This window comes from Serpentinimonas sp. SMBJO2, from assembly GCF_056341105.1.
Map to the genome: position 1 here is coordinate 143,018 of NZ_CP150628.1, position 25,522 is coordinate 168,539.

Genomic DNA, 25,522 nt, shown 5'->3' on the forward strand with positions numbered 1-25,522 from the left:
GGCCGCGTGGCCCTGAACCTGCCTTCCATGCCCACTCTGCTGCGCCCTTGGGGCCGAACCGCCACCCACCCGCCCGCCTTGGCTGGACCGCGCCCGGCTACCGCGCGCCTGCGCGCCTTGGCACGGGCTTGCCTACTGGCCTGCGCGACCGCACCAGCGTGGGGGGCGCAGCCACCGAACCCGGGCGCGTTGGTGCTGCAGCCAAGCGAGCGCTTGCAAGAGGCGCTGCCCACTGCGGCCTTGTCCGAAGCGGCGCTGCTGCTGTCGGCCGAGCGCATGAGCGGGCAAGCCGGGCACGAGGTGCAGCTCGAGGGCCGCGCCGAGCTGCGCCGCCACGACCTCGTGCTGCGCGCCGACACCCTGCGCTACGAGGCGGACACCGACACCGCCCACGCCCAGGGGGCGGTGCGCATCAACCGCTTGGGCGACGTGTTCGAGGGCCCGGCGCTGACGCTGCAACTCGACACCCGCCAAGGCCATTTCGAGTCGCCCCGCTTCAGCCTGTTGCGCCACGGCGGCTACGGCGAAGCGAGCCGGGTGGATTTCGAGGGGCCGGGCCGCAGCGTGGCGCACCAGGTGCGCTACAGCACCTGCCCGCGCCCGCGCACCGCCGACTGGGAGCCCGACTGGTACCTGAGCGCCCACCGGATCGTGTTCGACCAGCAGGCCGACACCGGCACCGCCACCGGTGCCGTGCTCAATTTCAAAGGTCTGCCGATCCTGGCCGCGCCGTGGATCAGTTTTCCGCTCTCGGACCGGCGCAAATCGGGCTTTCTGGCCCCGACTTTCAACCTCGACAACATCAGCGGCGTCGAGCTCACGCTGCCCTACTACTTCAACCTGGCCCCGAACCGCGACGCCACCCTGTTTCCGACCCTGATGAGCGAGCGCGGCATCGATTGGGCGGGCGAATTTCGCTACCTCGAGCCGCGTTACGCCGGCCAGGTGCGCGCCGCCTTCATGCCCGACGACCGCCTGCGCGACGCCGACCGCTGGGGCCTGTCGCTGCAGCACCAGCACGCGCTGCCCGTCTGGGGCGGCCTGGGCGCGCCCAGCCTGCGGCTGGACCTGAACCGCGTCAGCGACGACAACTACTGGCGCGACTTCCCCCGCACCGGCACCTCGCTCACCTCGCGCCTGCTGCGCAACGACGTCGAACTGCTGGCCCAGCGCGGCAACTGGGCCCTGCGCGCCGGCGCCTACACCTGGCAGACACTGCAAGACCGCGACGCCCCCATCGAGGCCCCCTACGACCGCCTGCCGTCGCTGTCGGCCAGCTACCGCAGCGGCCCCTTGGGCTGGGCCGGGAGCGCGGGCTGGAGCGTGTCGCTGCTGACCGACGTGACGCAGTTTCGCACCGACCGCCAGCCCCTGATCGGCGCCTTCAACCAGCGCACCGACGTCAATGGCACGCGCTGGCTGGGCGTGCTCAATGTGGACAAAAGCTGGCAGACCCCCGGCGCCTACCTGCGCCCGGCCTTGCAGCTGCACGCGCGCCAGTACCAGCTCGAGCAGGCCGTGGGGCCGCTGGGGGCGCGCGTGCGCAACCCGAATGTGCTGGTGCCGACCTTCTCCGTCGATACGGGCCTGGTGCTGGAGCGCGACGCGCTCTATTTTGGTCGCGCGGTGCTGCAAACGCTGGAGCCGCGCCTGTTCGTGGCGCACACCCCGTACCGCCGCCAAGGCTATCTGCCGGTCTATGACAGCTCGGCCTTCGACTTCAACCTGAACTCGATTTTTTCTGCCAACCCCTTTGGCGGCCACGACCGCATCGCCGACTTGAGCGCCGTCACCCTGGGGGCCACCACGCGCCTGCTCGACCCGGCCACCGGGGCCGAATGGGCCAACCTGAGCGTGGCGCAGCGGCTGCGGCTGCGCGACCAGGAAGTGGTGCTGCCCGGACAGCAGGCCATACGCGAGGAGCTCAGCGATGTGTTGTTCGCTGCCCACCTGAACTGGAGCCCACAGTGGGCCTTCAACGGCACGCTGCAATACAACCCCGAACTGGGCCAGACCGAGCGCACCACCTTGGCGGCGCGCTACAGCCCGGGCGACTTCCGCGTGTTCAACGTCGCCTACCGCTTGCAGCGCGACACCAGCGAGCAGCTCGACATCGGCTGGCAGTGGCCTCTGAGCGATCTGCTGCGCGGCCCACCGGTGGCGGCGCTGGGGCCGGGGCGCGGCCTGGGACCGGGGCACTGGTTCAGCGTGGGGCGCATCAATTACAGCTTCAGCGAGCGCCGCATCGTGGACCTGATCGCTGGCTTCGAGTACGATGCCGGGTGTTGGATCGCCCGCATCGTGGTCGAGCGGCTGCAACAAAGCCGCACCCAGGCCAACCAGCGCATCCTGTTCCAGCTCGAGTTTGCTGGTTTTTCGCGCATCGGCTCCAACCCCCTGCAGGTGCTGCGCGACCACATTCCACGCTACCAGTTCCTGCGTGAAGAGATCAACCCGCCCAGCCGCTTTCAGCGCCATGAATAAACACCCCTCCAGCCGCCGGGCACGCCCCGCTCCCTTGGCCCTGTTGCTCTGGGCCACCTTGGCCAGCCTCTGGTCGCCCGCCCAGGCACAGCTGCAAAGGCCGTCGCAACCCGCCCCGGCCCTGCAGGCCGTGCCCGCTGCGGCGCCGCAGTCCAGCCCCGTTGCCGCCCCCGCTCCTGCCCGCCCGGCGCTGCCGCCCGCCGCCGCACCAGTGCGCGAGCTCAACCGCATCGTGGCCTTGGTCAACTCGGAGCCGATCACCGAGCGCGAGCTGCGCCAGCGCATCGAACGGGTGCAGGCCACCCAAGCGGCCAACTTGCCGCCGCCGGCGCAACTCGAGGCCCAGGTGCTGGAGCTGCTGATCGTCGAGCGCACCCAGATCCAATGGGCGCGCCAGACGGGCCTGCGCATCGACGCCGCCGCCCTGGCCGAAGCCGAAGCCACGGTGGCGCGCCAAAACGGCGTCACCGTGGCGCAACTGCACCAGCGCCTGCAAGCCGATGGCCTGAGCCTGAGCGGCTTCAGGGCCAACCTGGAAAACGAGCTGCTGCTGCTGCGCGTGCGCGAGCGCGAAGTGGCGGCGCGGGTGCGCATCAGCGAACTCGAGATCGACGCCTACCTGCGCCAGCACGGCGGGGCGGCGGCCTTGGCCCAGACGGCCATGCACCTGGCCCAAATCGCCATCGCCGTGCCCGAGGGCGCCGACGCGGCCACGGTGGCCGAGCGCCTGGCGCTGGCCACCGGCCTGGCGCAGCGCGCCCGCGCCGGCGCCGACTTCGCTGCGCTGGCGCGCCAGTACTCCGAAGGCCCCGAGCGCGCCATGGGCGGCCAGATGGGCTTGCGCAGCGCCGACCGCTACCCGACGCTGTTCGTGGAAGCGGTGCAGGGCAAGCCGCGCGGGGCCGTGGTGGGGCCGCTGCGCAGCGGCGCCGGCTTTCACGTGCTGCAAGTGCTCGAGCAGCGCAACCTCAACCTGCCGCCCACGCACCAGGTGCAAACCCGCGCCCGCCACCTTCTGCTGCGCCCGACCAACGCCGCCGAAGAGGCCGCCGACGTGCAGCGCCTCAACGAATGGCGCGCGCGCCTGGTGGCTGGCACGGCGCGCTTCGAGGACCTGGCGCGCCAGCACAGCGCCGACGGCTCGGCGCCCGATGGCGGCGACTTGGGCTGGGCCAACCCAGGGCAGTTTGTGCCCGAGTTCGAGCAAGTCATGAACCGGCTGGCGCCGGGCGAGGTGTCGCAGCCGCTGCGCTCGCGCTTTGGCCTGCACCTGATCGAGGTGGTGCAGCGGCGCGAGATCGAGACCACGGCGCTGGAGCGGCGCAACTGGGTGCGCGTGCGGCTGCGCGAGCAGCGCAGCGAGCAGGTGTACGAAGAGTGGGCGCGCGAACTGCGCAGCCGCGCTTTCGTCGAGCTGCGTCTCACCGGGCGCTGAGCGCCTGCCACCCCGGTGTCACCACGCCACACGGCCCAAGGCCCATCGGCCAAGCTCGATGGCCACCGGGCGCGCAAGCGCTTCGGCCAGCATTTTTTGTCCGACCCAGCGATCATCGGCGCCTTGGTGGACGCCATTGCACCCCGCCCCGGCCAGCTCATGGTGGAGATCGGGCCCGGCCTGGCGGCCCTGACGCAACCGCTGGTCGAGCGCCTGGGCCACCTGACGGTGATCGAGCTCGACCGCGACCTGGCGCAGCGCCTGCGCGCGCACCCACAGCTGCGCGTGATCGAATCCGACGTGCTGCGGGTCGATTTTGCCACCCTGGTCCCCACACCCCCCGCGCCCGACCCCGCGCCGTGCGCGGTGGACGCACCGGGGGCGGCCCCAGCGCCGCGCCTGCGCATGGTCGGCAACCTGCCCTACAACCTCTCGAGCCCGATTCTGTTTCACCTGCTGCCCTGGGCGCAGTGGGTGCAGGACCAGCACTTCATGCTGCAAAAAGAGGTGATCGAGCGCATGGTGGCCGCCCCGTGCAGCGCCGACTACGGCCGCTTGAGCGTGATGCTGCAATGGCGCTACGCGATGGCCAACGTGCTTGACGTGCCGCCGCACAGCTTCACGCCGCCGCCACGAGTGGACAGCGCGGTGGTGCGCATGGTGCCGTGGGCGCAGCCGGCGGCGCTGCACCTGCCGACACTGGAGCACCTGGTGCGGGTGGCGTTTTCGCAACGGCGCAAGCTGCTGCGCCACAGCCTGGGGCGCTGGCTCGAGGAGCAGGGCCACAGCGGGCACTTCGACGTGCAACGCCGGGCCGAAGAAGTGCCGGTGGCTGAATACGTGGCGCTGGCGCAGGCGCTTGGCAGCGGCCCGGCGCCACCGCCCGGCGCCGTCGCGCCGACGCCTCAAGCCGCCGACAACCAGTAGCCGGCGTTGAAGGGGCTGCTCATGCGCAGCGCCTGCGGGCTCACATCGACCAGTTTGTCGGTGAGCACCTGCTCGACCCCGGCCTGCAGGTCGGCCGCCTTGGGCGCACGGGCCACCGAGAACGAGTAAAAGCAGCGAAACGCCACCTTGCGCTCGCTCCAGTAGTCGGCCACGTCGCGGAAAATGTCGAGCAACTGCTCACGCGCCTCTTTGTCGAACTTGGGCCCGGTGGGGATGTGTTCGAGCACGACGATGAAGCCGGCTTGCGGGCCCGACTTGTGCAGGGCATCGGTGAGCTTGTCGTGCAAGGCATCGAAGTTCTTGGTCGCCTGGGCCGGCAAGCTGGGGTGCTGACCGACGAGGTCGATCACGTCTTGCTTGGTCAGGGCTGCGGCAAGGTCGGCGTACAAAAAGCGGTGTCCGAGTTGCTCGGCCGCGGCTTGCAAGTCTTTGACCGTGTGGGCACGAATCGACTGCACGATGTTGGTTCGCACGTGACGAAGGGGGTTGTCCATCTCGGCGCAAGTCCAGAAAAATATTAAAAAATCAAGGAAAACCGGCTGATGTTCGTGTGCGCTGGGCCTCAGGCCTTGCTAAACCACGCCTTGGCCCACCCAGCCACAGCCCGAGGCGGCATTGCGTCTGCTGTGAAACGAAGACGCGATTTTGCCTCAAGCCCCCCAAAAAAGCAAGCCCAATCGGCTGCGGCGCACGGGCCTCACCCCGGTTCGGCGCCCGCGACGACGGCACGCGGCCCCACATTGGCCTCGGCCACGCACAGCGCCGTCATGTTGACGATGCGCCGCACCGTGGCGCTGGCAGTGAGCACGTGCACCGGCTTGGCCACGCCCAGCAGCATCGGCCCCACGGCGATGCCGCCACCGGCGGCGGTCTTGAGCAGGTTGTAGGCGATGTTGGCCGCGTCCACGTTGGGCAGCACCAGCAGGTTGGCCTCGCCTTCGAGGGCGTTGCGCGGCATCAGGCGCGCCCGCGCTGCGGCGTCCAGCGCCACGTCACCGTGCATTTCGCCCTCGACCTCGAGCCAGGGCGCGTGCTCGCGCAGCAACTCCAGCACACGGCGCATCTTGAGCGCCGAGGGCTGATCCGAAGAACCAAAGTTGGAATGCGACAGCAGCGCCGCCTTGGGCGTGACGCCAAAGCGCAGCATCTTGCGCGCCGCCATCTGCGTGATTTCGGCCAGTTGTTCGGCGCTCGGGTCGTAGTTGATGTGGGTGTCCACCATGAACACCTGGCGCCCCGGCAGCATGAGCGCGTTCATGGCCGCGTAGCAGCTGGCGTGGGGACGCTTGCCGATCACCTGATCGATGTAGTTGAGGTGGATCTGCGGCGTGCCCCAGGTGCCACAGATCAGGCCGTCGGCGTCGCCCCGGCGCAGCAGCATGGCGCCGATCAGGGTCAGGCGGCGGCGCATCTCGATCTTGGCGATCTGCTCGGTCACCCCCCGGCGCTCTTGCAGGCGGTGGTAATCCTGCCACAGCTCGCGGTAGCGCGCGTCGTGCTCGATGTTCACGACATCGAAATCGCGTTCGACTTGCAGGCGCAACCCAAAGCGCTCGATGCGCTGCCCGATCACCGCCGGGCGCCCGATCAGCGTCGGGCGCGCCAGCCCCTCATCGACCAGAATCTGGCAGGCGCGCAGCACGCGCTCCTCTTCGCCCTCGGCAAAGGCGATGCGCTTGTGCTGCGCCTGCTTGGCGATGGCATAGACCGGCTTCATGATGGTGCCGGAGGCAAAGACGAAGCTCTGCAGCCGCTCGCGGTAGGCCTCGAGGTCGGCGATCGGGCGCTGCGCCACGCCCGAGCGCGCCGCGGCCTCGGCCACCGCCGGCGCGATCTTGATCATCAGGCGCGGGTCGAAGGGTTTGGGAATCAGGTACTGCGGCCCAAACGACAGCTGCTCGCCCACGTAGGCCGCTGCCACGACCTCGTTTTGTTCGGCCTCGGCCAACTCGGCGATGGCGTGCACGGCGGCGATCTCCATTTCGTCGCTGATGGTGCGCGCGCCGGCATCGAGCGCACCGCGAAAGATGTAGGGAAAGCACAGGACGTTGTTGACCTGGTTGGGGTAGTCGCTGCGGCCGGTGGCCATGATGGCGTCGCCGCGCACCGCGTGCACTTCGTCGGGCAGAATCTCGGGTGTGGGGTTGGCCAGGGCAAAGATCAGCGGCCGCGCCGCCATGCAGCGCACCATGTCGGGCTTGAGCACGCCACCGGCCGACAGACCCAGAAACACGTCGGCGCCTTCGATCACCTGCGCCAGCGTGCGCAGCGGCGTGTCTTGCGCAAACTGCACCTTGTCGGGGTCCATGAGCTCGGTGCGGCCGCTGTAGACCACCCCGGCCAGGTCGGTGACCCAGATGTTGCTGCGCGGCAGCCCGAGCTTGACCAGCAGCCCCAGGCAGGCCAGCGCCGCCGCCCCGGCGCCCGAGGTCACGAGCTTGATCTGGTCGATGCGCTTGCCCACCACCTTCAGGCCGTTGAGCAGGGCCGCGCCGACGACGATGGCGGTGCCGTGCTGGTCGTCGTGAAAGACCGGGATCTGCATGCGCTCGCGCAGGCGGCGCTCGACGTAGAAGCAGTCCGGGGCCTTGATGTCTTCGAGGTTGATGCCGCCAAAGGTGGGCTCGAGCGCGGCGATGATCTCGACCAGGCGGTCGGGGTTTTTTTCGTTGATTTCGAGGTCGAAGACGTCGATGTCGGCGAACTTCTTGAACAGCACGCCCTTGCCTTCCATCACCGGCTTGGCCGCCAGCGGGCCGATGTCGCCTAAGCCCAGCACCGCCGTGCCGTTGGTGATCACCGCCACCAGGTTGCCGCGGCTGGTGTACTTGAAGGCGTTGACCGGGTCGGCGACGATTTCCTCGCACGGCGCCGCCACGCCGGGCGAGTAGGCCAGCGCCAGATCGTGCTGGTTGGTGAGCTGCTTGGTGGCGCGGATCGCGACCTTGCCCGGGGTCGGGGACTCGTGGTACTTGAGCGCGGCGCGCTTCAATTCGGCGCGCTGGTCGTCGGCATCGGTGGACATGGTGCTGGCCTTGGTCTGGTGTAAGGGTCGAGCGCCAGGGTGGGCGGCGCCAAGGCATTGTAGGGCGAAGCCACGCCACCGCTGCCGGCCTCTTGGCGCTACGGGTTGGCCCTCAGACTTGGGCTGGCGCAGCGGCTGGGTGCGTCAAGGCGTGCATGAGCGATGGCCCCTCAGCCTACGGGCAGGATGTGCAGGGGCAGATCGTGCGCCATGGCCAGCTGCTGCAGCTGCACACAGCTGTGCTGCGCCATGAAGGCGGCCACCGCTCGATGCGCCTGCGCGCTGCCCCAGTCGGGCGCCTCTGGCGCGCTCAAGTCGGCCAGGCCGACCACCCGCGCCAAGGTGGCAGCGAAATGCGGCTCCAGCGCCGCCAACGCCACCCGGCCGTCCAGGCAGGGGTAGATGCGGTACGTGGCCTGCCCACCGCCCAGCAGGGCGCCGGCTGTCGTCAGGCCCCATTGGCGCGGCAGGGCCAGCCAGTGCGCGGCCTCGGTGAGCGAGACTTCGCGCTGCACGCCGCTGCCGCTGCGCTGGCGCTGGGCCAGCACCTGCAGCACCGCCTCGCTGGCCAGCAGGGCCCCGGCCATGTCGGCCAGCAAGCTCACGGGCAGATCGAGCCCTGGCACCAGCCCGGCCTCGGCCTGGTAGCTCAGGTCGTGGCCGGGCGCGTCGGCGCGCGCACCCGCTGCCCCGACGATGGCCACCATGCACAGCCTGGGGTAGCGCGCGCGCAACGCCTCGGCCTCCAGACCGAGGCGGCGCAAGGCCGCTGGCCTGAAGGAGGTGAGCAGCACGTCGGCGCGCCCCAGCAGGGTGTGCAGGCGGCGCTGGCCGGCAGGGCTTTTGAGGTCGAGCGTGGTCTGCCTGATGCCGCGGCACAGCTGCTGCTGCGCCTGCGGGCTGTACTGCGCCATCGGGTCGCCGCTGGGCGGCAGCACTTGGGTGCAGCGCGCGCCCATGGCGTGCAGGCGCTGCAAGGCCGCCGGACCGGGCAGATTCAGCGCCAGACTGAGCAGGCGCGTGCCTTGCAGGGCATGGCTTTTGAGCTTACCAGACGGCACGACCCGGGTTCATTGCGGCTCGTGGCCCGGCTTCCACTTGATGTTGCAGCCCAGACTGGGGCGCTGCTCGGCCGCGGGGGCGCGCCCAGCCAGCACGGCCTCGATGGCGGCGCGCAAGTCCTGCCCCGTCACCGGCACCCCGTTGCCGGGGCGGGCGTCGTCGAACTGGCCGCGATAGACCAGCCGGTGCGCCGCGTCGTGGAGGAAGAAGTCGGGCGTGCAGGCGGCTTGGTAAGCCTGTGCCACCGCCTGCGTTTCGTCGTAGAGGTAGGGGAAGGCAAAGCCGCTGCGCTGCGCCAGCTGCGCCATCCGGTCGGGTGCGTCGTCGGGGTAGCGCGTCACGTCGTTGGCGTTGATCGCCACCACCGCCAGGCCTTGGGCTTGGCAGCGGTTGAGCACCCGCACCAGCTCGTCGAGGATGTGCAGCACGAACGGGCAGTGGTTGCAGGTGAACAGCACCAGCAGCGGCTGGCCGCTGAAGTCCGACCGCCGCACCAAGCGGCCGCTGAGCGGCTCGGGCAAAGAGAAATCGGGTGCGGCGCTGCCCAGCGCACGCATGGTCGAGGGGGTGCGGGCCATCGGTGTGTTGCCTCCAAAGCAGACCAGGCGAGCGTGGGCGCACAAGACCGGCCCCACGCACGCTTGAGCGGTTGGCGTCCATTCTAAACCCACCGATTGGCGCTGGCGTGCTTGGGGTTGATTAGATCAGTTAATTTTATACTTACCTGACTATAAATAATTTGTGACTTTACCTGAATCATGATCATCGGTCTAATCTGCAACTGCCCTCAGCCACCACTGAAAGCGACACCATGCCCGGCTTCGACTTGCTCATCGCCAATTTGATCCAACCCATCATTCTGGCCTTCGTTCTGGGGGCGATTGCGGGTTTTTTGCGCAGCGAGCTCGAACTGCCCGCCGCCGTCATCAGCCTGCTGGCGATCTACCTGCTTTTTTCCATCGGCCTCGAGGGCGGGCGCGAACTGGCACAGGCCGACTTGGGCGGTCTCATGCCCCTGATCGGGCTGACGCTGTTCATGGTCGTGGCCATCCCACTGCTGGTCTATTCGGTGACGCGGCTGCTGGGGCGCTTTGACATCAGCAACGCGGCGGCGCTGGCGGCGCACTACGGCTCGGTTTCGACCGCCACCTTTTTCTCCTCGCTCACCCTGGCCACCGCCATGGGCACCCCGGCGGGGGGCTACATGGTGGCGATGGTGGCGCTGATGGAATTTGCCGTGATCTTCTCGCTGTTGATCGCACGCGTGGCCATGGCGCGCGAAATGGCGGCCAGCAACCAGGCCAGCCGCAACCAGATCCGCATCGGCGAGCTGCTGCTCGACACCCTGCGCGGGCGTGGCATCATCCTGCTCGGCGGCGGCATGATCATCGGCGTTCTCACCTCTGACGCGCAGTGGCAGCAGATCAAGCCCTTTTACGACGACCTGTTCCGCGGCATGTTGATGCTGTTCCTGCTCGAGATGGGCATGACGGCGGCGCGCCACATCCGCGCCTTTCGCGATGTGGGCTGGTTCATGCTCGGCTTTGGCACCCTGATGCCGGTGGTCAACGGCATCGTCGGCGTGACGCTGGCGCAGTTGATCGGGCTCGACATCGGCGGCTCTTTCGTCTTCGGGGCCCTGTGCGCCAGCGCCTCGTTCATCGACGCACCGGCGGCCTGCCGCGCCTCGTTGCCCGAGGCCAATCCGGGCATCTACCTGACCTCGTCGTTGGGCATCACGCTGCCTTTCAACCTGCTGCTGGGTTTGCCGCTGTACTATAGCTACGCGCTTTGGCTGCAGCCGCTCGTTTGAGCCTCGACCTGCACGCGCTCCCCTGCTCGCGCCGCCCCTCGCCCACCCCCGGAGACCCCGACCATGAAACGCCAACTCGAACAAAAAAAGCTGCTCATCCTGATCACCGCCAAGCCGCTGCAGCGCATGGTGATCGAAACCCTGGCTCCACGCGGCATCGGCGGCTACACCATCTCCACCGTCACCGGCGCCGGCACCTCGGGGCTCAACACCGGCGCCCTGCCCAGCGACAGCAACGTGATGATCCACATCATTCTGTCGGAGCGGCGCCTGGTCGGGGTGCTCGAAGACATCGACGCCCTGATGGAGCGCGGCTACCGCATCAAGGCGATCGTGCAAGACATCCAGATCCTGCCGCGCAAGGTCGCCGACACCCCAGCCGGAGCATAAAAAAACCCCCGCTTGGTGAGCGGGGGTCAGTGTGCAGGCTGGGGGTGGCTTCTGCGCTTAGCCGATCAGCGGTTTGAGCTCGCCCTTGTCGTAGCGCTTTTGCATCGCTTCCAACGAGTGGATGGGACCGATCTTGGACGCCATGCCAGCCGAGCCAAAGGCGCGGTAGCGGTCTTCGCAGATCGCTTGCATGGCTTTGGTGGCTTCTTTGAAGAACTTGCGCGGGTCGAAGTTCTTGCGGTCCGTGGCCAGGTGCCGGCGGATGGCGCCGGTGCTGGCCATGCGCAAATCGGTGTCGATGTTGACCTTGCGCACACCGTTCTTGATGCCCTCGACGATTTCCTCCACCGGCACGCCGTAGGTCTGGCCCATGTCGCCGCCGTGCTGGTTGATGATCGCCAGCCAGTCTTCGGGCACGCTCGAGCTGCCGTGCATCACCAGATGCACATTGGGGATGCGCTGGTGGATGGCTTTGACGCGGTCGATGCGCAGCACCTTGCCGGTGGGCTTGCTGCTGAACTTGTAGGCGCCGTGGCTGGTGCCGATGGCAATGGCCAGCGCATCGACTTGCGTTTTCTGCACGAAGTCGGCGGCTTCGTCGGGGTCGGTGAGCAACATCGAGTGATCGAGCTCGCCTTCGGCGCCGTGACCGTCTTCCTCGCCGGCCTTGCCGGTTTCGAGCGAGCCCAGGCAGCCCAGCTCACCCTCGACCGAAACGCCACAGGCGTGCGCGAGCTCGACCACCTTGCGCGTGACCTCGACGTTGTACTCGTAGCTGGCCGGGGTCTTGCCGTCTTCGCGCAGGCTGCCGTCCATCATCACCGAGCTGAAGCCGGACTGGATGGAGCGAAAGCACACGCCCGGTGTGGCGCCGTGGTCCTGGTGCATGCAGACCGGGATCTGCGGGTACATCTCGATCGCAGCGGCGATCAGATGGCGCAAAAAGGGCTCGCCGGCGTAGGAGCGCGCGCCCGCCGAGCCTTGCAGAATCACCGGGCTGTTGACCGCCGCGGCGGCCTGCATGATGGCCTGCACTTGCTCGAGGTTGTTGACGTTGAAGGCGGGCAGACCGTAGCCGTGTTCGGCGGCGTGGTCCAGCAGTTGACGCAGGGAAATCAGGGCCATGGGAAACTCCAGGGGATGGGTTGGGGACGGAAAGCGGGTTGGCAGGTCAACGGTTCAGGAGCAACAGCGGCCTTGCAGCGCAGTTGCAGCGGCGCCTTGCACCGAACTCAGGCCGCCGCACGCCGCGCCAGCACCTCGAACGCCGGCAGCGTCTTGCCCTCGAGCACTTCGAGGAAAGCGCCGCCGCCGGTGGAGATGTAGCCGACTTGCGACTCGATGCCGTATTTGGCGATGGCCGCCAGCGTGTCGCCGCCACCGGCGATGCTGAAGGCCGGGCTGGCGGCGATGGCGCGCGCGATGGCCTCGGTGCCGTGGGCGAAGGCGTCGAACTCGAACACGCCCACTGGGCCGTTCCAGACGATGGTGCCGGCGCGCTCGAGTTTGGCCGCCAGCCGCGCGGCGGTCTCGGGGCCGATATCCAGGATCAGGTCGTCGGCGGCCACGTCGGCCACCGCTTTCACGCAGGCCTCGGCGTCGGCGGCAAAGCGCTTGGCCACCACCACGTCGGTGGGGATGGGCACCTCGGCCCCGCGCGCCTTCATGGCCTCCATCACGCTGCGCGCCTGCTCCACCAAATCGGGCTCGGCCAGGCTGTGGCCGATCGGCAGCCCGGCGGCGAGCATGAAGGTGTTGGCGATGCCGCCGCCCACGATCAGGCCATCGACCTTGTCGGACAGGCTTTGCAAAATGCTGAGCTTGGTGCTGACCTTGGAGCCGGCCACGATCGCCAGCAGCGGGCGCTTGGGGTTGGCCAGCGCCAGGCCGATGGCGTCCATCTCGGCCGCGAGCAGCGGGCCGGCGCAAGCCAACGGCGCGGTCTCGGCGATGCCGTAGGTGCTGGCTTCGGCGCGGTGCGCGGTGCCAAAGGCGTCGTGGACAAAAATGTTGCACAGACGCCCGAGCTTGGCCGCCAGTTGCGGGCTGTTTTTCTTCTCGCCGGGGTTGAGGCGGCAGTTTTCCAGCAGCACCACCTGGCCCGGCTGCACCTCGAAACCGCCCTCGACCCAGTCGGCGATCAGGGGCACCGGGCAGCCCAGCAGCTCGGCCATGCGCGCCGCCACAGGGGCCAGCGAGTCCTCGGGCCGCCACATGCCTTCGCTCGGGCGCCCGAGGTGCGAGGTCACCATCACCGCCGCGCCGGCGTCGAGCGCCATGCGCACCGCCGGCATGCTGGCGCGCACGCGCGTGTCTTCGCTGATCTGGCCGTCCGGGGTGAGCGGCACGTTCAGGTCGGCGCGGATGAACACCCGCTTGCCCGTGGCCTGGCCACTGGCGCACACATCAGAAAACCGCAGGAAGTTCATCGCGCGCCCCTGCTCATTTGGCCGCTTGGCCGACCACGCGCGCCATTTCCAGGCACTTGCACGAGTAGCCCCACTCGTTGTCGTACCAGGCCACCACCTTGACGAAGGTGCTGTCGAGCGCGATGCCGGCATCGGCGTCAAACACGCTGGTGCAGCGCTCGCCACGGAAGTCGCTCGCCACCACCTTGGCTTCGGTGTAGCCGAGCACGCCCTTGAGCGCGCCCTGGCTCTGGGCCTTCATTTCGGCGCAGATCTCGGCGTAGCTGGCCGGGTGGTTGAGCTCGACGGTGAGATCGACCACCGACACGTCGCTGGTGGGCACGCGAAACGCCATGCCGGTGAGCTTGCCCTTGATGGCCGGAATCACCACACCCACCGCCTTGGCGGCGCCGGTGCTGCTGGGGATGATGTTCTCCAGGATGCCGCGGCCGCCGCGCCAGTCTTTGCTGCTCGGGCCGTCGACGGTTTTTTGCGTCGCGGTGGCGGCGTGCACCGTGGTCATGAGGCCGCGCTTGATGCCCCACTTGTCGTTGAGCACCTTGGCCACCGGGGCCAGGCAGTTGGTGGTGCAGCTGGCGTTGCTGACGATGGCCTCGCCGGCGTAGCTGCCGTGGTTGACGCCATAGACGAACATCGGCGTGTCGTCCTTGGACGGGGCCGACATGATGACTTTCTTGGCCCCGGCATCGAGGTGTTTTTGCGCGCCCTCCTTGGTCAGGAAGATGCCGGTGGACTCGATCACCACCTCGGCGCCGACCTCGCCCCATTTGAGGTTGGCCGGGTCTTTTTCGGCCGTCAGGCGGATGCGCTGGCCGTTGACGATCAGGTCCTTGCCCTCGACCGACACCTCACCCTTGAAGCGGCCGTGCACGCTGTCGTACTGCAGCATGTAGGCCAGGTACTCGGGTTCGAGCAAGTCGTTGATGGCAACGATCTGGATGTCCTTGAACTCGGCGATGGCGGCACGAAAAACCATGCGCCCGATGCGGCCAAAACCGTTGATGCCGACTTTGATGCTCATGATGGAATGTCTCCGGGGTTGAAAGCAAAAATTGTAAGGCTTGCCCTGCGGCACTCAACACAGCTCGAGCGCCGTGGGCAGCAAGGCGCTGACGTCGGCGATGACGCGATCGGGCGCGCTGGCGGCTATGGGCTGGCCCATGTTGTAACCGTAGGGCAGCACCCAGACCGCGATGCCGGCGTTGCGCGCCGTGGCCACGTCGATCGACGAGTCGCCCACGAACAGCGCGCGCTCGGGCGGTACGCCAAACTGCTGCAGGCAGGCCTGGATGCCGGCCGGGTTGGGTTTTTTGACCGCCAGCGTGTCGCCGCAGATGACGCGGTCAAAGGCATGGGCCAGCTGGTGCGCCTCGAGCACCGCCTGGGTGTAGCGCGCCTCTTTGTTGGTCACCAGCGCCAGCCGCACACCCTCAGCGCGCAGCGCCGTGAGCGTGCCGCGCACCTGTGGGTAGAGCTGGCTGCGGCTGCCGCAACGGCGCAAATAGTGCTGGCCAAAGGCGGCTTCGATGGTCGCAAACTGCGCCGCGCTGCGCACCGCCTCGGGCGTGGCGTGGCTGGCCTGGGCCAGGGCCTGGATCAGCAGCTCGCGCGTGCCGTGGCCGATCCAGTCGGTGATCTGCTGCTCGCTGGCCGGGGCGTGGCCAAACTGCAGCAGCGTGTCGTTGACGGCGTCGGCGATCTCGGGCGCGGTTTCGATCAAGGTGCCGTCGAGGTCGAACAGGATCAGGTCGTAGGCGCGGTCGTCAGGGGGGGCGGTGTTCACGTCGTGCGGCAAGGGATGTGCTGGGGGCCAGGCGGGAAGGGTGGTCCAGGGGTGGGCGGCAAGGGCTGCGAGCCAAAGCTTCAGACGCTGCGGCGCAGCAGGGCGCGTACCGCTTCGGCGGCGCGCTCGGGCGTGAGGCCAAAGTGGCGGTACAGGTCTTTGGCCGGGGCCGATTCGCCGTAGCTGGCGATGCCCAGCACCTTGCCGGTGCGGCCCACGTACTTGTGCCAGAAGTCGGGCTGCGCGGCCTCCAGCGCCAGCGCCGGCAGCGCCGGCGGCAGCACCTGGTCTTGGTAGGCGGCTGGCTGGCGGTCGAACACATTGGTGCAAGGCATCGAGACCACGCGCACGCTCACGCCCTCGGCGGCCAGCAGGGCCTGGGCCTGCAGGGCGATTTCCACTTCGGAACCGGTGGCCACGATCAGCGCCTGCGCAGCGGCCACTTCGGCCAGCACGTAGCCGCCCTGGCGGATGGCGTCGGCCTGCGCCAGCGTGCTCACGCGCGGCAGGTTCTGGCGCGACAGGCACAAGGCGCTCGGGCCGTCGCGGCGTTGCAGCGCCTGCGCCCAGGCCACCGCCGTCTCCAGCCCGTCGGCCGGGCGCCAGACGTCCAGGTTCGGGATGATGCGCAGGCTCGGCACGTGCTCGATCGACTGGTGCGTGGGGCCGTCTTCGCCCAGGCCGATGGAGTCGTGCGTGAAGACGTGGATCACGCGCTGCTTCATCAGCGCCGCCATGCGGATGGCGTTGCGCGAGTAGTCGCTGAAGGTCAGGAAGGTGCCGCCGTAGGGGATGTAGCCGCCGTGCAGCGCGATGCCGTTCATGATCGCGGCCATGCCGAACTCGCGCACGCCGTAGCTCAGGTGGTTGCCCCAGGTGTCGCGCCCGGCCTTGACGCAGCCCTTGAAGTTGGTCAGGTTCGAGCCAGTGAGGTCGGCGCTGCCGCCAAAGAACTCGGGCAGCAGGGGTGCGAGCGCGTCGAGCGCGTTCTGGCTCGCCTTGCGCGTGGCGATGGCGTCGGGCTTGGCGGCCACGGCGGCAAACATCTCGCCCAGGCGCGCGCCGAAGTCGGCGCGCAGCTCGCCTGCCATGCGGCGCTCGAACTCGGCCGCGAGCTGCGGATGCGCGGCGCGGTAGGCGGCAAAACGCTGCGCCCAATCGGCCTCGGCGCTGGCGCCATGGGCGCGTGCGTCCCAGGCGGCGTACAGCTCGGCCGGCACCTCGAACGGCGCGTGCTCCCAGCCCAGCGCGGCGCGCGTGGCCGCCACTTCGGCTGCGCCCAGCGCCGCGCCGTGGACGTCGTGCGTGCCGGCCTTGTTGGGCGAGCCCTGGCCGATCACGGTCTGGCAGCAGATCAGGGTCGGCTTGCCGTCGGCGGCAGCGGCTTGCTGCTTGGCTTGCCGCAGCGCCGCGTCCACCGCCGCTGGGTCGTGGCCATCGACGCGTGCGATCACGTTCCAGCCGTAGGCCTCGAAGCGCTTGGGCGTGTCGTCGGTGAACCAGCCCTCGACGTGGCCGTCGATGCTGATGCCGTTGTCGTCGTAGAAGGCGATCAGCTTGGGCAGGCGCAGCGTGCCGGCGAGCGAACAGACCTCGTGGCTGATGCCCTCCATCAGGCAGCCGTCACCCAAAAAGACGTAGGTGTGGTGGTCCACCACCGTGTGGCCGTCGCGGTTGAACTCGGCCGCCAGCAGCTTTTCGGCCAGCGCCATGCCGACCGCGTTGGCCAGCCCCTGCCCCAGCGGGCCAGTGGTGGTTTCCACACCGGGGGTGATGCCGACCTCCGGGTGCCCGGCGGTCTTGCTGTGCAGTTGGCGAAAGTTTTGCAGCTCGCTCAGCGGCAGGTCGTAACCGCTCAGGTGCAGCAGCGCGTAGATCAGCATCGAGCCGTGGCCGTTGGAGAGCACGAAGCGGTCCCGGTCCGGCCAATGGGGGTTGGCCGGGTTGTGCCTGAGGTGGCGGTTCCAGAGCACTTCGGCAATCTCGGCCATGCCCATCGGCGCGCCGGGGTGGCCGCTCTTGGCTTTTTCCACGGCATCGACGGCCAGCATGCGGATCGCGTTGGCCATCTGCCGGGCCAGTTCGGGGGTGGGGGTGTTCATGCGTAGGGGTTGAGGTCGGATTCGGGTTCAGGCCAGACCGAGCGCGCGCTTTTTGCGCTCCATCATGCGCCAGATGAAGGGCGTGAAGATGAGCTGCATCGTCAGTTCCATCTTGCCCCCGGGCACCACGATGGTGTTGGCGCGGCTCATCCACGACCCGTTGATCATACTCAGCAAATACTGGAAATCGATGCCCTTGGGCTGGGCAAAACGCACCACGCACACGCTTTCGTCGGCGGTGGGAATGTCGCGCGTGATGAACGGGTTCGAGGTGTCCACCACCGGCACGCGCTGGAAGTTGACGTGCGTGAGACCAAACTGCGGCACGATGTAGTGCACGTAGTCGGGCATGCGACGCAGGATCGTGTCCACCACCGCCTCCTGGCTGTAGCCGCGCTGGGTCTTGTCGCGGATCAGCTTCTGGATCCACTCCAGGTTGATGGAGGGCACGACGCCGATGAGCAGATCGGGGTAGCGCGCCACATCCACGGTATCGGTCTTGACGGCGCCGTGCAGGCCCTCGTAGAACAGCAGGTCGGTGCCGGCGGGCAAGTCGGTCCACGGGGTGAAGGTACCGGGCTCCTGGCCATAGGGTGCGGCCTCGAGCTCGTTGTGCAGGTACAGGCGGCTTTTGCCCTGGCCGCTGGCCGCGTAGTCGCGAAACAGCGCCTCGAGCTGCTCGAACATATTGCCCTCGGCGCCAAAGTGGCTGAAATGCCGGTTGCCATTGGCCTCTTCGTCGGCCATGCGCTGCTTCATGGCCTTGCGCTCAAAGCGGTGGAAGCTGTCGCCTTCGATCACGGCGGCCTTGATGCCCTCGCGCCTGAAGATGTTCTGAAAGGTGCGCGTGACGGTCGAGGTGCCGGCACCAGAGGAGCCGGTGATGGCGATGATGGGGTGGCGTTCGGACATGGCGAGGGTCTCCTGGATGGTGTGTGGCTAAGGTCGGCTCTGCTCGACCTGGTATGGCAGCGGCATCAGTTGCGAAACAGCGAACGCGAAGCAAACAGCGGTTCGCCCTCTTTGGCCTGCGCGGGTTCGCGGTGGTAGCGCTCGATGCGCTCGACTTCGTTCTTGCTGCCAAACACCAAGCCGATGCGCTGGTGCAGCGAGGTCGGCACCACTTCCATCATCGGTTCGCGCCCGGTGCTGGCGCGGCCACCGGCCTGTTCCATGATCATGCCGATCGGGTTCGCCTCGTACAGCAGGCGCAGGCGCCCAGGCTTGCTCGGGTCTTTGTTGTCGCGCGGGTACATGAACACGCCGCCACGCATCAGGATGCGGTGCGCCTCGGCCACCATGGAGGCGATCCAGCGCATGTTGAAGTCCTTGCCGCGCACGCCCGTCTTGCCAGCCAGGCATTCATCGACGTAGCGCTTGATCGGCGCCTCCCAGAAGCGGCTGTTGGAGGCGTTGATGGCGAACTCTTGCGTATCCGGCGGCACCTGCAAATGGGGGTGGGTGAGCATGAACTCGCCCAGGTTCGGGTCCAGTGTGAAGCCGTTGACGCCACGGCCCACGGTCAGGATCAGCATGGTGGTGGGGCCATAGAGGGCGTAGCCAGCCGCCACTTGAGCAGCACCGGGCTGGAAAAAATCGGCCTCGACCACATCGCGGCCGCTGTCGATCACCTCCTTGGGTGCGCGCAACACCGAAAAAATGCTGCCCACCGAGACGTTGACGTCGATGTTGCTCGAGCCGTCGAGCGGGTCGAACACCAGCAGATAGGGGCCGCGCGGGTACTGCGCCGGGATCTGGTGCGGCAAATCCATCTCCTCGGACGCCATGCCCGCCAGGTGGCCCGACCATTCGGTGCGCTGCATGAACAATTCATTGCTCAGCACGTCGAGCTTTTTCTGCGTTTCGCCTTGCACGTTGACGCTGCCGCCGGCCTCGGGCGCGTAGTTGCCCATGGCCCCCCCGAGTTCGCCGTAGGCCACGGTGCGCGCTATCGCTTTGCAGGCCAGGGTCACGTCGAGGATCAGGGCGTTGAAATCGCCACTGGCCTGCGGGAAGCGGCGCCGCTCCTCGATCAGGAACTGGGTCAGCGTGGAACGGTTGGTCTGGAGCATGGTGTGTCTCAGTGGTTTTTATGAACAGTGCGGGGCGGCTTGGGGGCTTCAACGTTTGGCGCTGCCGGGCGGCTTGGCCGCTGCGCGCTGGGTGCCAACGGTGGCCCGAGTGGCCTGGCGCTCGCTCAGCCACTGGCGCAGTTGCCCCAAATCGAGCTGGCTCAGGTCGGGCAGCACGCGCAGCGCGGCGCCAAAATCGTGCTGCGCGGTGTAGCTGGTGGGGGTGATGACGGTCGCCAACCCCGCCGCCGTGGCCGACTGCAGGCCATTGGCCGAGTCCTCAAAGGCCACGCACTGCGCCGGGTCGAGGCGCATATCCGCCAGCACCTTGAGGTACACCTGCGGGTGCGGTTTTTTGAGGGGCGCGTTGCTGGCGTCGCCGATGGCCAGAAAGTGGCTGCGCCAATCCGGCCCGATGGCCGTGCGCAGCAGCGCCGCGATGTTCACCGGCGAGGTGGTGGTGGCGATCGCCAGTTGCAGGCCCTGGTTGAGCGCCGCCTGCATGAGCGTGAGCACGCCTGGGCGCAGCTCCACTGCGCCGGCGCTGATGGCTTGCTCGTACCAGGCGGTCTTGATTTCGTGCAGCCGCGCCACGGTGTCGCGCACGGCGCCGCCATCGACCTCTTTCAGACCCGGCTGCACCATGCGCCAGTAGTGCAGCAGGCGCTCTTTGCCGCCCGAGACTTCGAGCAGCTGGGTGTAGAGCGGCACGTCCCAGTGCCAGTCCAGCCCCTCTTGCGCGAAGGCGTGGTTGAACGCCGCGAGGTGCACGCTCTCGGTGTCGGCCAGGGTGCCATCCACATCGAAGATCAGGGCATTGAGCATGAAAAGCGGCGTGCAAATTTAAGGGGAGTCCGCAATGTAGTTCCAAAGCCAAATAAGGTAAATTTACGTTTTATTCACAACCAATTCAGGATAAGCTGAGTGAAAAACACCACCTTTCGCCAACTCAGGGTTTTCACTGAGGTCGCACGCCACCTCAGCTTTGCCCGCGCCGCCGAAGCCCTGCACCTCACGCCGCCCGCCGTGACCATGCAGATCAAGGAGTTGGAAGACAACGTCGGGCTGCCCCTGTTCGAGCGCAGCGGCCGCAAGGTGTCGCTGACCACCGCCGGCGAGTACATGCTGGTCTATGCGCGAAAAATTCTGGCCACGCTGAAGGACGCGCAAGACGCCGCCGCTCGCCTCAAACGGGTCGAGGTCGGGCAGCTTACGATCGGCATGGTGGGCACGGCGCAGTATTTTTTGCCGCACCTGATCGGCCAGTTCCGGCTCGAACACGCGGGCGTGGAAACGCGCCTGGTGCTGGGCAACCACGACCAGCTGCTGCGCATGCTGCAAGGCGGCGAGGTGGACATCGCCATCATGGGCCAGCCGCCCAAGGAACTGGCCACGCGCACCGAACCCTTTGCCGCCAACCCGCTGGTGTTCGTGGCCTCCACCGATCACCCGCTGCTCAAGATCGGCCACCCCACGGCGCAAGCGCTGGAGCCCTACGGCTTCATCGTGCGCGAGCGCGGCTCGGGCACCCGGGCGGCGATGGAGAAATTTTTACAAGGCACCCGCTTGCAGCCGCGCGTGGTGATGGAGATGTCGAGCAACGAGGCCATCAAACAGGCGGTGATGGCCGGCATGGGCTTGAGCTTTCTGTCGCTGCATACCATCGGGCTGGAGCTGCAGCACGGCCTGATTGCCCGGCTCGAGGTGGAGGCCACGCCGGTGGTGCGGGCGTGGAACCTGGTGCACACCCTGTCGAAGGTGCTCTCGCCGGCGGCCGAGGCTTTTCGCTACTTCATGCTCGAGCGTGGCGAAGGGTTTCTGGCGGCGCGTTTCGGGCAACTGCTGCCCTTTAGCCCACCCGCGAAATCCTGAGCATGTTGGTGCCACCCGGCGTGCCCATGGGCTCGCCACAGGTAATGGCATAGACGTCGCCGGCGGCGACGACGCCGCGCGCCTTGAGGTGCTGCTCGGCCTGGGCCAGCGCGGTGTCGCGGTCGGTGCTGGAATCCACCAGCATCGGGTGCACGTTGCGATAGACCGCCATGCGCCGCTGCGCGCGCAGACGCGGCGTCAGGGCGTAGATGGGAATGTGCACCTTGTGGCGGCTCATCCAGAGCGCGGTCGAACCCGATTCGGTCAGCGCCACGATCGCCTTGGCGCCCAGGTGCGAGGCGGTAAAGAGCGCGCCCATGGCGATCGACTGGTCGATGCGGGTGAAGGCCTTGCCGCTGAAGTCGGACTCGAGGTCGTGCCGGTCGGCACGTTCGGCGGCCTCGCAGATCAAAGCCATTTCGCGCACTGTCTCGAGCGGGAACTTGCCGGCGGCTGTCTCGGCGCTGAGCATCACGGCGTCGGTGCCGTCGAGCACGGCGTTGGCCACGTCGCTGACTTCGGCGCGCGTGGGCATGGGGGCGTGGATCATGCTCTCCATCATCTGCGTGGCGGTGATGACGAAGCGGTCGTGCGCGTGCGCCAGCCGGATCATGCGCTTTTGCAGCGCCGGCACGGCCGCGTTGCCGACCTCGACCGCCAGGTCGCCGCGCGCGACCATGATGCCGTCGCTGGCCAGCACGATGCTCTCGAGCACCGGGATGGCTTCGGCGCGCTCGATCTTGGCGATCAGGGCCGGTTGCGGGCCATCTGGTTGGGCCAGGTGGCACAACTGGCGCGCCAGTTCCATATCGGCCGCGTCTTTGGGAAAGCTCACGGCCACGAAATCGACCTGCAGCGCCATCGCCACCTTCAGGTCTTCCATGTCTTTGCTGGTCAGGGCCGGGGCGGTGAGGCCGCCGCCGCGTTTGTTGATGCCCTTGTGGTTGGAAAGCTCGCCGCCTTGCAGCACCTCGGTGTGCACCGCCGCGCCCTCGAGGCGCAGCACCTGCAGCACGATCAGGCCGTCGTTGAGCAGCAGCACGTCGCCCACCTGCACCTCGTCGGGCAGGCTCTTGTAGTCCAACCCCACGGCGGTTTCGTCGCCCGGCAGGCTGCGCGCAGCGTCGAGCACGAAGGGCTGCCCGGTTTGCAGCAGCACGCGCCCTTGGGCGAACTTGCCGACGCGGATTTTGGGCCCTTGCAAGTCGGCCATGATGGCCACTACGCGCCCGGCTTTTTGCGCGGCGGCGCGCACCATGGCCGCGCGCTGGCGGTGTTCGTCGGCGCTGCCGTGCGAGAAATTGAGCCGCACCACGTTCACGCCCGCCTCGATGATGGCTTGCAAGATCTCGGGCGTGTTGGAAGCCGGCCCGAGGGTGGCGACGATCTTGGTGGCGCGTGGGTTCATGGGGGCTCCGGGCTGCTGCGGTGAAGGATGAAACATTATTCCAGACCGTGAAGTGCGGCGCGTGACGGCGCGGCCCCTGTGGTGCCCTTGCGGCTTGTCCACTCCTTCAATTCTTTTGTGACCCCGCTTAAGCATCGCCTGATGCGGCGCCGGCGCTGCGCTCTGGGTCCGCTCCCGCCCTCTCGGGGCCGCGGTGGGCGAACAGCCAGTCCTTGAAGGCCAGCGCCGCCGCCGACAGGCGCTTGCCCTGCGGATAGACCACGTACCAGCGCCGAATGAGCGGGAAACCCTGCACGTCGAGCTGCACCAGTTCGCCCAGCGCCAGTTCGGCCACCACCGTGTGCGCCGACAGCACCGCCAGCCCCAGGCCACCGGCCACGGTCTGCTTGATGGCCTCGTTGCTGGCGAGCTCGAGCCGGGGTTTGATCGCAATCCCCTGGCTGGCAAAGAAGCGCTCGCTGGTCAGGCGCGTGCCCGAACCCGGTTCGCGCAGCACGAAGGGCAGGCCCTGCAGGCGCTGCGGGTCGATCTGGCGCTGGCCGGCCAAGGGGTGATCGGGTGGCGCCACCAGCACCAGCGGGTTGTCGGCAAAGGGCTCGCTGACCAGCGCCAGTGGCTCGGGTGGCTGGCCCATGATGGTCAGGTCGTCCTGGTTGTGTGCCAGGCGCTGCAGCAGCAGCTCGCGGTTGCCCACCTGCATGCTGACCTCGATACCGGGGTGGGCGGCGCAAAAACGCCCCAGCAGCTTGGGCACGGTGTACTTGACGGTGGTCAGGATCGCCAGCTTGATGCTGCCGCGCTCCACCCCTTGCAGGGCCGACAGGTCGGCGCTCAAGCGCTCCATGCGGCCCTCGATGTCGTGGCAGGCGTCGGCCAGCGTGCGACCGCTGGCGGTGAGAAAAATCTTTTTGCCGATCTGCTCGAACAAGGGCTGCCCCACGGTCTCGGACAGCTGCTTGACCTGCAGCGACAGCGTGGGCGGCGACAGGTGCAGCGCCTCGGCGGCGCGGGCAAAACTGCCGTGGCGCGCCACAGCGTGAAAGATGCGCAGCTGGTGCAGGGTGAGGTGGCGCAGGTTCATGGCGATAAGTTTACCTCAATAAAACATGACAGTCTGAACAATTTACTTGCATCAAACAAAAAAGGAGCCAACAATGAACCACATTGGATCGGCACTCAACACAGCAAGGGTGCAGGTACTCGGTTCCACCCACCTTCAAACAGGAGCAAGCATGGCTGTCAAGTCTTACAGTGCCGGTGTCAAAGAATACCGTCAAACCTATTGGATGCCCGATTACATCCCCCTCGACACCGACTTGTTGGCGGTGTTCAAGATTACCGCACAGGCGGGGGTGGATCGCGAAGAGGCCGCCGCCGCGGTGGCCGCCGAATCGTCCACCGGCACCTGGACCACGGTCTGGACCGACTTGCTCACCGACCTCGACTACTACAAGGGCCGCGCCTACCGCATCGAGGACGTGCCCGGCGACGACAGCTGCTTCTACGCCTTCATCGCCTACCCGATCGATCTGTTCGAAGAAGGCTCGGTGGTCAACGTCTTCACCTCGCTGGTGGGCAACGTGTTCGGCTTCAAGGCCGTGCGTGCGCTGCGTCTCGAAGACGTGCGCTTCCCGATCGCCTACGTGAAAACCTGCGGCGGCCCACCGCACGGCATTCAGGTCGAGCGCGACATTCTGAACAAGTACGGGCGCCCGATGTTGGGTTGCACCATCAAGCCCAAGCTCGGCCTGAGCGCCAAGAACTACGGCCGCGCCGTCTACGAGTGCCTGCGCGGCGGGCTCGATTTCACCAAGGACGACGAAAACGTCAACAGCCAACCGTTCATGCGCTGGCGCCAGCGCTTTGACTTCGTGCAGGAAGCCACGCTCAAGGCCGAGGCCGAGACCGGCGAGCGCAAGGGCCACTACCTCAACGTCACCGCCCCGACGCCCGAGGAAATGTACAAGCGCGCCGAATACGCCAAAGAGATCGGCGCGCCGATCATCATGCACGACTACATCACGGCCGGCTTTTGCGCCAACACCGGGTTGGCCAACTGGTGCCGCGAAAACGGCATGCTGCTGCACATCCACCGCGCCATGCACGCGGTGATCGACCGCAACCCGCACCACGGCATCCACTTCCGCGTGCTGACCAAGATTTTGCGCCTCTCGGGCGGCGACCACCTGCACACCGGCACCGTGGTCGGCAAGCTCGAGGGCGACCGCGAGGCCACGCTGGGCTGGATCGATCTGCTGCGCGAATCGTTCGTGCCCGAAAACCGCGCCCGCGGCATCTTCTTCGACCAGGACTGGGGCTCGATGCCGGGTGTGTTCGCAGTCGCCTCGGGCGGCATCCACGTCTGGCACATGCCGGCGCTGGTGAGCATTTTTGGCGACGACTCGGTGCTGCAATTCGGTGGCGGCACGCTCGGCCACCCCTGGGGCAACGCCGCCGGTGCGCACGCCAACCGCGTCGCGCTCGAAGCCTGTGTGCAAGCGCGCAACGAAGGCCGCCAGCTCGAAAAAGAGGGCAAGGAAATCCTCACCGCCGCCGCCGCCCACAGCCCAGAGCTGAAGATCGCGATGGAAACTTGGAAAGAGATCAAGTTCGAGTTCGACACCGTGGACAAGCTCGACGTGACGCACAAGTGATGCCCGCATCCACACCTTCCAGCAACCCCATCGAGCATTGACAGG

The 25,522-nt window shown here is 67.5% G+C and carries 20 protein-coding genes and 1 pseudogene; 7 read left to right on the forward strand and 14 right to left on the reverse strand.

All coding sequences use genetic code 11. The features are described from left to right. Positions 1–27: 27 nt before the first annotated feature. From AAAZ40_RS00705 to rsmA, 3 genes are read left to right on the forward strand one after another with little or no spacing between them, the layout of a single operon-like run. Entirely contained in the window at positions 28–2,484 is a 2,457-nt protein-coding gene (locus AAAZ40_RS00705; protein WP_476660702.1) for an LPS-assembly protein LptD, read from the forward strand. Beyond that, positions 2,477–3,919: a peptidylprolyl isomerase gene (locus tag AAAZ40_RS00710; protein ID WP_476660703.1), complete on the forward strand. Its 1,443-nt coding sequence runs from the start codon at positions 2,477–2,479 to the stop codon at positions 3,917–3,919. The genes AAAZ40_RS00705 and AAAZ40_RS00710 overlap by 8 nt, the downstream gene beginning before the upstream one ends. A gap of 15 nt (positions 3,920–3,934) precedes the next feature. Further along, positions 3,935–4,846, forward strand: a complete 912-nt coding sequence (gene rsmA / locus AAAZ40_RS00715) for a 16S rRNA (adenine(1518)-N(6)/adenine(1519)-N(6))-dimethyltransferase RsmA (RefSeq protein ID WP_476660704.1) — start codon at positions 3,935–3,937, stop codon at positions 4,844–4,846. A 119-nt stretch (positions 4,847–4,965) separates the two neighbouring features. On the opposite strand, the pseudogene AAAZ40_RS00720 reads toward rsmA, so the two are convergent. The 4 genes and pseudogenes from AAAZ40_RS00720 to AAAZ40_RS00735 all read right to left on the reverse strand — a co-directional run. Then, positions 4,966–5,361: pseudogene (locus AAAZ40_RS00720) on the reverse strand (barstar family protein); the annotation flags it as partial. 203 nt (positions 5,362–5,564) lie between these two features. After that, the gene (locus AAAZ40_RS00725; RefSeq protein WP_476660705.1) at positions 5,565–7,892 is read right to left on the reverse strand and encodes an NADP-dependent malic enzyme; all 2,328 of its coding nucleotides are present in this window, start codon (positions 7,890–7,892) and stop codon (positions 5,565–5,567) included. Positions 7,893–8,062: 170 nt separating this feature from the next. After that, positions 8,063–8,953: a CoA transferase gene (locus AAAZ40_RS00730; protein ID WP_476660706.1), complete on the reverse strand. Its 891-nt coding sequence runs from the start codon at positions 8,951–8,953 to the stop codon at positions 8,063–8,065. A 9-nt stretch (positions 8,954–8,962) separates the two neighbouring features. Beyond that, positions 8,963–9,532 (reverse strand): thioredoxin family protein, encoded by a 570-nt coding sequence (locus tag AAAZ40_RS00735; RefSeq protein ID WP_476660707.1) that lies wholly within the window; start codon positions 9,530–9,532, stop codon positions 8,963–8,965. 233 nt (positions 9,533–9,765) lie between these two features. Here AAAZ40_RS00735 and AAAZ40_RS00740 point away from each other — a divergent pair, with 233 nt between their 5' ends. Beyond that, positions 9,766–10,767 carry a sodium-dependent bicarbonate transport family permease gene (locus AAAZ40_RS00740; protein WP_476660708.1) on the forward strand — a complete coding sequence of 334 codons (1,002 nt, stop codon included), beginning with the start codon at positions 9,766–9,768 and terminating at the stop codon, positions 10,765–10,767. Between the two features lie 63 nt (positions 10,768–10,830). Then, entirely contained in the window at positions 10,831–11,157 is a 327-nt protein-coding gene (locus tag AAAZ40_RS00745; RefSeq protein ID WP_476660709.1) for a P-II family nitrogen regulator, read from the forward strand. Positions 11,158–11,214: 57 nt separating this feature from the next. Here AAAZ40_RS00745 and fba read toward each other — a convergent pair whose 3' ends face one another. From fba to AAAZ40_RS00785, 8 genes are all read right to left on the reverse strand, one after another. Then, positions 11,215–12,282: a class II fructose-bisphosphate aldolase gene (fba, locus tag AAAZ40_RS00750; RefSeq protein ID WP_476660710.1), complete on the reverse strand. Its 1,068-nt coding sequence runs from the start codon at positions 12,280–12,282 to the stop codon at positions 11,215–11,217. 107 nt (positions 12,283–12,389) lie between these two features. Continuing rightward, positions 12,390–13,586: a phosphoglycerate kinase gene (locus AAAZ40_RS00755; RefSeq protein ID WP_476660711.1), complete on the reverse strand. Its 1,197-nt coding sequence runs from the start codon at positions 13,584–13,586 to the stop codon at positions 12,390–12,392. A gap of 13 nt (positions 13,587–13,599) precedes the next feature. Next, a complete protein-coding gene (gene gap, locus AAAZ40_RS00760) occupies positions 13,600–14,607 on the reverse strand; it encodes a type I glyceraldehyde-3-phosphate dehydrogenase (protein ID WP_476660712.1) in 1,008 nt (335 codons plus the stop codon). Between the two features lie 54 nt (positions 14,608–14,661). Continuing rightward, entirely contained in the window at positions 14,662–15,369 is a 708-nt protein-coding gene (gph, locus tag AAAZ40_RS00765) for a phosphoglycolate phosphatase (RefSeq protein ID WP_476660713.1), read from the reverse strand. An 80-nt stretch (positions 15,370–15,449) separates the two neighbouring features. Beyond that, positions 15,450–17,471, reverse strand: coding sequence for a transketolase (gene tkt / locus AAAZ40_RS00770; RefSeq protein WP_476660714.1), 2,022 nt, complete (start codon positions 17,469–17,471; stop codon positions 15,450–15,452). A 27-nt stretch (positions 17,472–17,498) separates the two neighbouring features. Further along, positions 17,499–18,383: a phosphoribulokinase gene (locus AAAZ40_RS00775; RefSeq protein WP_476660715.1), complete on the reverse strand. Its 885-nt coding sequence runs from the start codon at positions 18,381–18,383 to the stop codon at positions 17,499–17,501. Positions 18,384–18,448: 65 nt separating this feature from the next. Next, positions 18,449–19,543: a class 1 fructose-bisphosphatase gene (locus tag AAAZ40_RS00780; protein ID WP_476660716.1), complete on the reverse strand. Its 1,095-nt coding sequence runs from the start codon at positions 19,541–19,543 to the stop codon at positions 18,449–18,451. 48 nt (positions 19,544–19,591) lie between these two features. Further along, entirely contained in the window at positions 19,592–20,368 is a 777-nt protein-coding gene (locus AAAZ40_RS00785; protein ID WP_476660717.1) for an HAD-IA family hydrolase, read from the reverse strand. Between the two features lie 99 nt (positions 20,369–20,467). Here AAAZ40_RS00785 and AAAZ40_RS00790 point away from each other — a divergent pair, with 99 nt between their 5' ends. Then, positions 20,468–21,415, forward strand: a complete 948-nt coding sequence (locus AAAZ40_RS00790; RefSeq protein WP_476660718.1) for a LysR substrate-binding domain-containing protein — start codon at positions 20,468–20,470, stop codon at positions 21,413–21,415. Here AAAZ40_RS00790 and pyk read toward each other — a convergent pair. Together pyk and AAAZ40_RS00800 are read right to left on the reverse strand one after the other, a co-directional pair. Next, entirely contained in the window at positions 21,393–22,823 is a 1,431-nt protein-coding gene (gene pyk / locus AAAZ40_RS00795) for a pyruvate kinase (protein ID WP_476660719.1), read from the reverse strand. The two genes, AAAZ40_RS00790 and pyk, sit on opposite strands and share 23 nt — an antisense overlap. 127 nt (positions 22,824–22,950) lie before the next feature. After that, positions 22,951–23,904, reverse strand: coding sequence for a LysR family transcriptional regulator (locus AAAZ40_RS00800; RefSeq protein ID WP_476660720.1), 954 nt, complete (start codon positions 23,902–23,904; stop codon positions 22,951–22,953). A 151-nt stretch (positions 23,905–24,055) separates the two neighbouring features. On the opposite strand from AAAZ40_RS00800, the gene AAAZ40_RS00805 reads away from it, so the two are divergent. Beyond that, positions 24,056–25,477 carry a form I ribulose bisphosphate carboxylase large subunit gene (locus AAAZ40_RS00805; protein WP_476660721.1) on the forward strand — a complete coding sequence of 474 codons (1,422 nt, stop codon included), beginning with the start codon at positions 24,056–24,058 and terminating at the stop codon, positions 25,475–25,477. The last annotated feature ends 45 nt before the right edge of the window (positions 25,478–25,522 follow it).

What these genes read in the sequence shown, in the direction of transcription:
- AAAZ40_RS00710 (WP_476660703.1), top strand. Translation starts at nt 2,477, where the DNA reads ATGAATAAACACCCCTCCAGCCGCCGGGCACGCCCCGCTCCCTTGGCC.
- fba (WP_476660710.1), bottom strand. Translation starts at nt 12,282, where the DNA reads ATGGCCCTGATTTCCCTGCGTCAACTGCTGGACCACGCCGCCGAACAC.
- AAAZ40_RS00735 (WP_476660707.1), bottom strand. Translation starts at nt 9,532, where the DNA reads ATGGCCCGCACCCCCTCGACCATGCGTGCGCTGGGCAGCGCCGCACCC.
- AAAZ40_RS00725 (WP_476660705.1), bottom strand. Translation starts at nt 7,892, where the DNA reads ATGTCCACCGATGCCGACGACCAGCGCGCCGAATTGAAGCGCGCCGCG.
- AAAZ40_RS00805 (WP_476660721.1), top strand. Translation starts at nt 24,056, where the DNA reads ATGGCTGTCAAGTCTTACAGTGCCGGTGTCAAAGAATACCGTCAAACC.
- AAAZ40_RS00785 (WP_476660717.1), bottom strand. Translation starts at nt 20,368, where the DNA reads ATGCTCAATGCCCTGATCTTCGATGTGGATGGCACCCTGGCCGACACC.
- AAAZ40_RS00775 (WP_476660715.1), bottom strand. Translation starts at nt 18,383, where the DNA reads ATGTCCGAACGCCACCCCATCATCGCCATCACCGGCTCCTCTGGTGCC.
- AAAZ40_RS00780 (WP_476660716.1), bottom strand. Translation starts at nt 19,543, where the DNA reads ATGCTCCAGACCAACCGTTCCACGCTGACCCAGTTCCTGATCGAGGAG.
- tkt (WP_476660714.1), bottom strand. Translation starts at nt 17,471, where the DNA reads ATGAACACCCCCACCCCCGAACTGGCCCGGCAGATGGCCAACGCGATC.
- AAAZ40_RS00755 (WP_476660711.1), bottom strand. Translation starts at nt 13,586, where the DNA reads ATGAACTTCCTGCGGTTTTCTGATGTGTGCGCCAGTGGCCAGGCCACG.
- AAAZ40_RS00740 (WP_476660708.1), top strand. Translation starts at nt 9,766, where the DNA reads ATGCCCGGCTTCGACTTGCTCATCGCCAATTTGATCCAACCCATCATT.
- AAAZ40_RS00745 (WP_476660709.1), top strand. Translation starts at nt 10,831, where the DNA reads ATGAAACGCCAACTCGAACAAAAAAAGCTGCTCATCCTGATCACCGCC.
- AAAZ40_RS00705 (WP_476660702.1), top strand. Translation starts at nt 28, where the DNA reads ATGCCCACTCTGCTGCGCCCTTGGGGCCGAACCGCCACCCACCCGCCC.
- gap (WP_476660712.1), bottom strand. Translation starts at nt 14,607, where the DNA reads ATGAGCATCAAAGTCGGCATCAACGGTTTTGGCCGCATCGGGCGCATG.
- AAAZ40_RS00800 (WP_476660720.1), bottom strand. Translation starts at nt 23,904, where the DNA reads ATGAACCTGCGCCACCTCACCCTGCACCAGCTGCGCATCTTTCACGCT.
- pyk (WP_476660719.1), bottom strand. Translation starts at nt 22,823, where the DNA reads ATGAACCCACGCGCCACCAAGATCGTCGCCACCCTCGGGCCGGCTTCC.